This window comes from Pseudomonas sp. RIT623, assembly GCF_004519305.1.
In the GTDB taxonomy this organism is placed as follows: domain Bacteria; phylum Pseudomonadota; class Gammaproteobacteria; order Pseudomonadales; family Pseudomonadaceae; genus Aquipseudomonas.
Map to the genome: position 1 here is coordinate 1 of NZ_SOZA01000078.1, position 2,005 is coordinate 2,005.

Below are 2,005 nucleotides of genomic sequence, written 5' to 3' on the forward strand. Positions count from 1 at the left end.
TTTGTCGCCCTGGTTGCCGGTGCCTGGAGTACCCGAGCCCGGCTCGTCGGTGACGGTGGTCTTCACTTCGTTCTGACCCAGGGTCAGTTTTTCGAAGTTGTCGGCGCCGGTGACGTCGGTCAGCTTGTTGCTGATGGTCGGCTGGCCGCCGATGAATACGTCGTCCGGGGCATTGATGGTGATGGTGCCGGTGGCGCTGCCGGCCGGAATGGTCACTTTGGTGCCATCGGTGAGGGTGAAGGTCAGGCCGTTGTGGCCGGTCACCGACAGACCTTGGCCGTTGCTCAAGGTGACGGTGTAGGTGATCTGGCCACCTTCGCTGACCGTGGCCTTGTCGGCCGACAGGGTCGCGACCACTTCACTGACGGTATCGGTGATCTGCACGGTCGCCGCGCCACCGAGCTCGAGGTTCTCGAAGGTCTTGCCGACCACGCTGGCATCGCTGATGCCGACGGTCAGCGGGCCGCCGTCCTTGAACACGTCGTCGCCCTGGGCCTTGGCCTTGTACTCGGTTTCGGTCTGGCCGGCCTTGATCACCACCTTGTCGCCATTGCTCAAGGTGACGGTCAGGTCCTGGTCGAGTTTCTGGCTGACCTTGACGGTGAACGAGGCTTGCTCGGCTTCGTTCACATCGCCGTTGCCGACGATGGTCACGCTGACTTTGTCGCCCTGGTTGCCGGTGCCCGGGGTGCCCGAGCCTGGCTCGTCGGTGACGCCAGTCTTCACTTCGTCCTTGCCGAGGGTCAGTTTCTCGAAGTTGTCGGCACCGGTGACGCCGGTCAGCTTGTTGCTGATGGTGGCCTGGCCACCGATGAATACGTCGTCCGGGGCGGTGATGGTGGCGGTACCGCTGGCGCTGCCGGCCGGGATGGTGACCTTGGTGCCGTCGCTCAAGGTGAAGGTCAGGCCGTTGTGGCCAGTGACCGACAGGCCCTGGCCGTTGGTCAGGGTCACGGTGTAGGTGATCTGGCCGCCTTCGGTCACGGTGGACTTGTCGGCGGTCAGGGTCGCGACCACTTCGCTGACGGTGTCGGTGATCTGCACGGTGGCCTTGCCACCGAGCTCGAGGTTCTCGAAGGTCTTGCCCGGCACGCTGGCATCACTGATGCCGACGGATACCGAACCCGGATCCTTGAACACGTCGTCGCCCTGGGCGGTGGTCTTGTACTCGGCCTCGGTCTGGCCGGCCTTGATTACCACCTTGTCGCCGTTGTCCAGGGTCACGGTCAGGTCTTGCGCCAGTTTCTGGCTGACCTTGATGGTGAAGCTTGGCTGCTGGTCTTCGGTGACGTTGCCATTGCTGACGATGGTGACCGAGACCTTGTCGCCCTGGTTGTCGGTGCCTGGGGTACCCGTGCCCGGCTCGTCGGTGACTTCGGTCTTCACTTCCTCTTTGCCGAGGGTGAGTTTTTCGAAGTTATCCGCGCCAGTGACACCTTCCAGTTTATTGACGATGGTCGGCTGACCGCCGACGAACACATCATCCGGTGCATTGACGGTGATGGTGCCAGTGGCGCTGCCCGCTGGGATGGTCACTTTGGTGCCATCGGTCAGGGTGAAGGTCAGGCCATTGTGGCCGACGACCGACAGGCCCTGGCCGTTGGTCAGAGTCACGGTGTAGGTGATCTGGCCACCCTCAGCGACAGTGGTCTTGTCCGCGGTCAGGGTTGCGATGACTTCACTGATGGTGTCGGTGATCTGGACGCTGGCGTTGCCACCCAGCTCCAGGTTTTCGAAGGTCTTGCCATCCACTGCCGCATCGGTGATGCCGACGGTCAGGGTATCGCCGTCCTTGAAGACGTCATCACCTTGGGCTTTGGCCTTGTACTCGGTTTCGGTTTCACCAGCCTTGATCACCACCTTGTCACCGTTGGACAGAGTAACGGTCAGGTCGTGGTCGAGCTTCTGGCTGACTTTGACAGTGAAGGCCGGCTGCTGGTCTTCAGTGACATCGCCTTTGCTGACGATGGTGACCGAGACTTTGTCGCCCTGGTTATCGGTGCCC

The 2,005-nt window shown here is 62.1% G+C and carries 1 protein-coding gene; it reads right to left on the minus strand.

Going from position 1 to position 2,005, the window contains the following annotated elements; translation table 11 throughout:
• On the minus strand, nt 1–2,005 hold a 2,005-nt coding region (locus tag E3U47_RS25080), incomplete at both ends, for an immunoglobulin-like domain-containing protein (protein WP_372239557.1).